This is a genomic window from Shewanella sp. 0m-8, from assembly GCF_052977265.1.
The window spans coordinates 1-8,507 of the sequence record NZ_JBRIMB010000082.1; the positions used below are offsets into that span (position 1 = coordinate 1).

The following is an 8,507-nucleotide window of genomic DNA, read 5'->3' on the forward strand; positions in this document are numbered from 1 at the left end:
TTTCTGTTGTTAGTCGTAATTTTCTGCAGATACAAAAAAGCCTACACAAGGTAGGCTTCTTCGTTTTAATTTGGTGGCCCCTCCCAGACTCGAACTGGGGACCTGACGATTATGAGTCCAGGTTGCTTATTTGAGCTGATAATAGGGTATTACCTATATCACTGAAAAGCAAGCTTTTTAGTTTTTTGAGTAAAATCGCTTTTGCACTGATTTGCATTAATAACCATGTTTCTTGTGCGACAGGTGTGCGATCAAATTTCACTGAAATGAGAACGCATACTGATGAATACAAATCTACAAATTTCCTTTTCGAACAAATCTATCGACCAATTTCTTTGTTATGCGGCAACATGCCTTAACAAGAAAACCGCTAAGCCTAATCAAAAGTTTTTAGCATTTAAGTCTTACCTTGACTCTTCTTTCTCAACAGAGTCGATTGATCACTTTCACAATGAAATTGAGCGATGGTGGCAAGGCGATACAAAATACTTTGTACTCAATTGCACCGAGCTGAAGGGGTTATCGGTTCGATTTTATAGAGCGCAATTGACACTCACTAAAGCAACATTAGCCTCAAAAGACGAATCTAAGGCAGCAGTTGTGTATTTGCGATATAGAGATGCATTAACTGCAAAGTTAAGTACCACCAAAGTAGGGGATTTATCAAAGGACAACATAAGCCAGCTAGTTAAAGCTGCCACTCAACTTAAATCAGGCAATAACCTAGGCATTAAGCTGATTGAAAAGCAAAAGAAGGGACTACAGCAGGATAGTTGTTATACCACTTTACATACCTTTTTATATTCTGATTACCTTGAAACAAAACGCTATGAAAACCCAAAAACGGTGATGTGTAAAATAAGGGTGATTGAACGCAACTTCAAGAAGTATCTTGAAAGCCCTGTATCCGACATAACAGCAGAGGTGGTTCGTGAGTGGATGCGTTCTAAAGAGCGTAAGCTAACCAAGAGGCAATTAGCGGCCGGAGAAAGCTTGTGGAGTGTTAAGCCCTCAACGCTAAAAGAGACCATCTGCACCCTAAGAGCCTGCATCCAGCTAGCAAAAGAAAAGGGCGTTATCAGAGAGCATGACTTATACACTTTGCCCAAAATCAAAGTTGATAATCAGATCATTCGTTATTTGTCTGATAGCGAAGAGCTGAGGCTTTACGATGCAATTAATCAGCGCAACTCTATGAAGCATGATCAACGAATTCGAACCATTGAGCATAGAGAAAAACGCAGGTTACAGACGCCTGACGATTTGGCTGATTGCCAGTTTGCCGATCATGTGACACCTTTTATTATTCTGTTTAAAGAAACGGGGATCAGGCCTGGCACCTTGTTTAACTCACGCTGGCAAGATGTCGATCTCGAGAACCGATTCTTTCGTATCAGAAAATCATTAGATAAACGCGGTGTTTCAAACTTTATTCCATTGAATGAACTTGCCCACGCCACACTCGTTGAGTGGCGTAGACATAGAGTTCATGGCGAGTCTGCAAAACACTTCAAAGCTAGTGCTGAGTCATGGTTGTTTCCATCACCGACTAATCCTAGCTTACAGCTCACAACGATTAAGAAGCCTTGGACTAAGTTGCTCAAGGACGCACAAATAGAAAACTTTAGGTTGTATGATTTACGCCATGATTTTGCCTCAAAGGTGATGATGCAAACGGGCAATATCTATATGGTAAGTCAACTACTGAATCACAAGCAGATAGAGACCACCAAACGTTATGCACATTTAATGGATAGAACTCGATTTGAGGCTGTTAGTAAGCTGGATTCGTCAAGGCAGCAAGGGGCTATGCCTGATTTTTTGAAGTAGAGAGGGATTAATCGGTGATGGGGCATAATACATTTTCCCTCGTAGTCTGTTAAAATCCTTGTTTTCTAAAAATACATAGGTTGCTTTTTAGGTAAAGGTTAAATTTGACATATTTTGATTAGTTATACCTTACATTTGTTTAAGTAAGCTTTATTATGGTTAAATTAGATAGAATACATTTGTTTTTTTTGATAATATTTTTGTGGGGAATTAAAGTTTATTTTTTTGAAGTCTTTTTATAAACTTAATTGGTATGAATTGTTAGTGGGTTATATGGATAAGTCATAATATAATGAAGTATGGGAATAGAAATATTAGGAATGTAAAAAAGACATTTGAGTCTGAGATTAGTTCACTCATTAAGATCAATTCACCTGAAGAGTTTAAACAAGCTCTTTTGATAAAGATGCGAGATCCACTTTTTAAATCTTCACTGGTTTACAATAAGCATAAGTTTAAAGGTTTTGGGTTCGGCGGAAGTAGTGGGCGAACTTTTAGCGATGATAAACTAGAGCATTTATTGACTATTGTTGCAATAAAAATAAAGAGAGAAGCGGAGGTGTTAAGTAATTACTCATCTCTAAAATTATTATATGAGAACTCGATACTTAAGGGCGAATATAATGATGCATTAAAAACTGTGGAAGAGGTCTATTCAAAGTTTGGTTGTTCATTTTGGTACTTAGAAGCCAAATTATCTACTTTATCTCTAATGGGAGATAAGGATGGGTTTGTAGGTTTTTACAATCTAGTTTCGAATTCAAAGATAACAGAGGTCGAAATTAGAGATCTAGATTTAATATTTGATCGGACATCATCTAAATCAAAAGTCGATAGAATAACATATACTCTAGATTCCCTTAAAGATGGGCTTTCCGTTGGTGATGCCCTAGACAGTTATATAATTGATTTTATGCATAGATTCAACTGTGGGGTTACATATAACCCTGTTAAAGTTTTATCTTATTTCTGGCAGTGTAATATAATAGATTTGTTTAATTCGGTAACAAGACTTTTATATACAGGTTCATTTGATTTTAATTGTTTATCTGATTCAATAAGGGAAGATTATAGAGGGTTATCACTTATCATTAAAGACTTGAAATTAGGTAATTATTTTTCGCATGCGTCAGAATATAACGAGGTTGTTAAAAAGGATTACTTTGATGTTTGTGATTTATATATAAAAGGTGATTATGAATCTTGTAGGAGTTTTTATGAAAGCTTTTTTTTAGATTATCTGAATATATTCTCTCTTTATGAGTTTTATATTAACTCAATAATTAACTTAAGAAGTAGTACTCAGGTTTTAAGTGGAGGCGTCTTCAATAAGATTGTTAATAGCTCGCTAAGTTATGAGTCAGTTAAAGTTAATGGTTTGGAGAAGTTATTCTATACGCTTAATCACATGGATATTCTTCAAGTATTTAGTTTGAGAGAAGAGAAAAGAATAGTTAATTTTGACCGCGCAAGAATAGATAGGATATATAAATACTTCGAAAGTGCATCTTTTCCTGCGAACCCATTTAACAAAGATAACGTTTATGAGGATAGTATTAGTTCTATGCTGTCGAATTCAAATCTTGATTCACCAATTAACTATCCTATTCCAGATTATCGTAACAAAAAAAGAGTTGCAGACTTTCATTTTCATGATAAATCTTTTTCTGATGCTATCGAAATATATTTGAGTATAAAAGATGCGCCAGAACACATGGTCGATGAAATAAATAATAAAATTATACTATGTTACTTCCATAATAATGAAATATTCAATGCCTGTCAGTTTATCTGTGATCTTTATTTTAATGGGGGTTTGAATATTGATCGTGTTGATAGTAAAAAAATTCTTCAAGTAATTGAAAATTGTGAGCCACCAGAAGAGTTAGCTATTGAAATACCTATTGCAGTTTATTTAATTTCATCAAAAGTTAAAGAAGAACAAATTGCTTCTTTGTATTTAGACGACTATTTAGATTTCTTAGATATAACTCGTCCGAGTGAACTAGAGCCCTCAGATTATAAACATGTTTTCCTTATGCAGAAGGTTTGCAATTTAAATGTGTTGGAATCGTTGCACACTGTGCGAGGTATATATGCTTCTTCTTCGGAGCGCTTGCTTGATCGAATATCTATTCTATCAAAGTTAAATCAAAATGATCTAGATGTTATAAGAGAGGTTAAGTTTCTAACTACTCATTATTCAAGAAATTTATGTGTTAAAGATATCGGAAAGGGCAAGTTAAATATTAACTTTGACGTATTATCTGAAATAATAAAAAGCGAGAAGCTTAATTACATTGATTCTATGATAACTACATATTTGGAAGATAGGTCAAATTTCTCTTTTGAATTAGAAGAAATTAAGGAACAACAAAATACTTCTCTCTATAATTCAGTGTATGAATTCTTATGTGCAGTTAGAGATGTGTATAGTTTAGATGGCAAGTATGGTTTGGATTATCAATTAAATACTAAAATACGTCATAATGGTATTGTTCCCGCAATTCGTTCGATTTTTGATTCTGAGGAAATTCTTTGTAAAAGCTATAATGATAGTTATATAGACAATGAATTGTTTGAGAGAGATTGTAAACAGCTTTTAAGAGAAGAGTATTATATAGAGTATCAAAATAAGATAAAGTCATTGTCAAAACATATAGATATTAGGTTGTCAAAACTCAAAAGTGTTTATATGCAGATAATGACTAATGACAAAATAGATGAAGAAAGACTCTTTAAATTTCCAATAACGGATGATGATGTAGCCAGTTATCTCATGTTTCTTAATGAAGAAAGAACTGTTGATGAATATGTTAACCATGGATTAAATTTACTTAAATCTAAAACTAATAAATGTCTTGTTGTTGGGAAGGCTCTGTTAGCAACAGGATTATATAATGATTTTTTAGTTGAACTTACGGGGTTGAAATCATCTTTAAAGTCTATAAGTGTTCATAATTATAAGTCATCTTTGTCTTTGGTTATAAATGATTTAGAAAATAAAATGATAGATATATCTGAATGGCTATCCTTTTCTGAAGTTGTTGGAGAAAATTTTGACTTGCATGTTGCGATTTATGAGGCTGAAAACTTCATAAAGACGATTTTTCCCAAAGTCGATATTAATATAAACATTTCTGACGTTGATTGTCATGTATATAATGGGAAACATTTGGATTCATTTGTTCATATGTTTATACTTTTGTTTGAAAATGCAGCAAAAAAGAGGAAGTATAAAGGTAAATTGGATTTGAATATTGATATTGCTAATATTGAGGGAGAGAGTATTAAAATTTCAATAGCTAATCTTTATTCTGAAGTCGATGCTTCCACTATTTGTGAAATAAATTCAAAAATAAACTCTCCTGAATATCTATATAATGCAAATAAAGAAAAGGATAGCGGGCTATATAAGGTTAAAAAGATATTGGAAATTGAGTTTAATTGTAGTAATGAGATACTTTTGAATTGTGAAAAAGGTGTGTTCACATTTACAGCAAGTCTAGATACATCAAACTTGAGGGTTTAGAATGAATGCTAAAAAGAACGTGAAAATACTTGTGGTCGAAGATAATATAAGTAAAGTTGAATCAATAAAGTTATTGATTCAACAGTTAGATTTCAATGTTGAGGCAAGTTATGTTTTAACGCCTTCAGAAGCAATAAAACATGTTAGGAATTATAATTACGATTTTCTGATTTTGGATATGAGCTTACCTGCTTACAGTGAAGAAAGTCACTCAATTGGCTCATTGTCGGGTAAGCAGATCCTGCAAACGATGAAACATAAGAGAATTACAATTCCAACAGTGATATTAACTCAGTGGGATGTTTTTGGTCATCATGATAATACAATATCACTAAAGGGTTTAAGGGAGGAGCTGCTTGAGATGTTTTCAGGTTTTTTGCTTGGTGTTGTATTTTGGGACTCTGCAAGTGACTTGTGGAAGAGTGAAATGTCTGATTATATTGAGAGCGCTGTGAATGATTGATTTTTTAGTAGTAGAAGATGATCCTAAGAAGTATTCAGATATTGAAAAGTTTATTAAAAGTATCCGTGAAGACTTTTTTATAAAACATGTTGATAGTGTCAGTGAGGCAATTTTAGAAATTAAAAGTAGACAGTTTTCATTTGTATTTGTTGATATTCAACTGCCGAATGAGAGTGGGCAGAGTAGTGACATTAATTCTAATGCCGGAATAGAATTAGTAAAATGGATAAAACACAATCAAAAAAGAGGAAAGTGTTTACCTCCAGATAATATACTTATATTAAGTCAGTATAAAAATCTGATTGATTCTCACGACTTGGAAATGCTTAAAACACGAGTTTTTTCATATCTATATGAGTCACAAAGTAATGATTGGAAAGAATCCATTAAAGAATGCGTAGAGGAATTCTTATTAAAATCTGAAGTTAATATGGAAAAGGTGAAAGATGAGTTAATTGTCTACTCTGTTCACGGTATTAATACAAATGGTGAGTGGCAGGAGTTTTTCGGTGATTACATTTCTAACCAAACTGACTTAAATGTACAGCATTCATCTTATAAGTATCAGTATTACCCAATTCTTCATTTCTTGTGGCCTCCTCTAAGAGAAAGTGAGGTAAATCGAATGATAAAAGAACTAAAATTCTGTGCAAGAAAGGCACCTAATTCTACAGTACATCTAGTTGGCCATAGTTTTGGTACTTATGTTATCTGTGAAGCACTAAATAGAATTGGTAAGGAGTCTGCTCCGAAAATCGGTAATTTAGTATTAGTGAATTCTGTATTGAAAAGTGGCTATGATTTTACGAATATTGCGCAGAAGCACGAAATAAATACAATTCTTAATGAATGTGCAATAAATGATAAAGTTTTAATTATGTCACAAATTTTTGCCCTTAGACTTGGAATGGCAGGTAGAATGGGTTTTAAAGGTAATTTGTATACTACGATTAAGAATCGATTCTTTAAAGGGGGACATAGTGACCTTTTTGTGAAAGAACGTTTTTCTGATTGGTTGGAAGTTATTAAAGGTAACGCAGTCAGTTGTGTTGATGAGCGGGACACTGTCGACTCTATTACGGCCTTAAAGCATACATTTTTTATTGTTACTCCTTACATTTTAGGTGCTTTCATTATCAGTGGTATGTTTAAAGTTATAATGAACTTTGTTTAGATATTCCTACTTACGGATAGGACGTTGAACTAGTTTAGTATTCGATTTACTTTGTTAGTTAATCAAGGAACTTAGTAAAGCGCTACTCTGAGCGGTTTATAGCATAAATCTTTGAATTAATTGTGGCGATATCTATTGGAATTAATCTATTTTTCCAAAAATAACAGAGGGAGATTAGAGGTCGATGGCTTCGTTATGCATTAATAATTATTAATCGATAATGGGGCAAAAGTTTTTTTTAGTATAAAGTATATTAATAAAATGGAATTTACAATGAAATATTTGCTAGATGTAACTCAACTAAAGCAAGGGGATATAGTCTTAGAAGATGGTGAGAGTAAGGTTGTAAGTGAAATGATAAAAAAAGTTACTAAAAGTAACTATTCACATGCGATGTTGTATATTGACCATCTGCTGGTGCATGCCGTCCCTGAAGGGGGCGTTTTTTCGAAAAATCCTCAAAGAATACTGAGGAATAAAAAAAGTAGTTTTAAAGTTTTGCGCCTTAAAATACCTGTATCGCCATCAACGTTAGAGTTGGTTTGTTATAATGCTAGAGCTAAAGTTGGAAGTCCTTATAGTAAAGTTGAAGCTACTAAGTCGATATCTTCGGTTGATAAAAAAGGCCAAAATACAAAGCAGTTTTGTTCTCGTCTAGTGGCACAAAGCTACTATGGGGGCGGTGTTAAACTTGTTGATAATGTTGATTATTGCACTCCTGAAGATATAAATCAGTCATTGCTTTTAGAAGAGGTACTTGGTTGTGTGAGACTGGCTGCACCGGAAGATATAGATATGGCAAATAAACCAGATCCTAATGTTGAAAATCGAAATGAATTATTAAAGTGGTTAGAACCGACTCGTAAACTTTTAAAAAAACATGGTGCTGATGTTCAATCAGTTAACGACGTCATTGAATACCTTTTAAAAGATAGTTCAACTGATAAAAGAATATGCAAGTATATTGAGGCTACAAAGTACCTAAAGTTATATAATGTTGACAGGAACCTAAATTCATATAGGTACAATAATAATGAATTTAATGCGAAATTAGTTGGAGCAATTAATTCTTATGAGTTTTTAATTAGTGAAATTAGTTTGAATCAAAGGGCAATCGAACTTCAAGGGAAAAACTTAAAAATTGCTAGAGAAGCTTATCGAATATATAAAATAAAGTTTTTAAAGCTACATATGCAACAATATTGCAACATATTGAGGGAGTGCGAATGCCGACTTAAGGTCATTTTACAATATAGAGGTTTAGAGCAAGCTAACTCTAGGGTTGTAGATGCTCTGCTTAGTGAAGTATCTAATTTATTACGGTAATTTAAAGGTACGCATTTAGAAGGATATGTAGGAAATATGTGGGGTCAGTGTCTGACGAATCCCCACAAAAAGATAAACAGAAATAATGAGATAGGCAAAATAATAAGGAACATTCATGGCATTTGGTGATCAAATTTATCGCCAAACAAAAATTACCACGAGTAAATGCCATGAATGCAAAG

Annotated in this window: 5 protein-coding genes and 1 tRNA gene; 5 read left to right on the forward strand and 1 reads right to left on the reverse strand. The window is 33.2% G+C overall.

The genetic code is table 11. The features are described 5' to 3' along the window. Positions 1–71: 71 nt before the first annotated feature. Positions 72–137: transfer RNA gene (locus tag ACVBIO_RS21100), tRNA-OTHER, on the reverse strand. Between the two features lie 145 nt (positions 138–282). Between ACVBIO_RS21100 and ACVBIO_RS21105 the strand changes: the two genes are divergently transcribed. From ACVBIO_RS21105 to ACVBIO_RS21125, 5 genes are all read left to right on the forward strand, one after another. Next, a complete protein-coding gene (locus tag ACVBIO_RS21105) occupies positions 283–1,830 on the forward strand; it encodes a tyrosine-type recombinase/integrase (protein ID WP_447173380.1) in 1,548 nt (515 codons plus the stop codon). 292 nt (positions 1,831–2,122) lie between these two features. Beyond that, entirely contained in the window at positions 2,123–5,362 is a 3,240-nt protein-coding gene (locus ACVBIO_RS21110) for a hypothetical protein (RefSeq protein ID WP_447173381.1), read from the forward strand. A gap of 1 nt (position 5,363) precedes the next feature. Next, on the forward strand, positions 5,364–5,825 hold the full coding sequence (locus ACVBIO_RS21115) for a response regulator (RefSeq protein ID WP_447173382.1): 462 nt from the start codon (positions 5,364–5,366) through the stop codon (positions 5,823–5,825). After that, the gene (locus ACVBIO_RS21120) at positions 5,818–6,999 is read left to right on the forward strand and encodes an alpha/beta hydrolase (protein ID WP_447173383.1); all 1,182 of its coding nucleotides are present in this window, start codon (positions 5,818–5,820) and stop codon (positions 6,997–6,999) included. Before ACVBIO_RS21115 ends, ACVBIO_RS21120 begins: the two co-directional genes overlap by 8 nt. A gap of 273 nt (positions 7,000–7,272) precedes the next feature. Beyond that, complete coding sequence (locus tag ACVBIO_RS21125; RefSeq protein ID WP_447173384.1) at positions 7,273–8,325, forward strand: YiiX/YebB-like N1pC/P60 family cysteine hydrolase; 1,053 nt, start codon at positions 7,273–7,275, stop codon at positions 8,323–8,325. Positions 8,326–8,507: the final 182 nt, after the last annotated feature.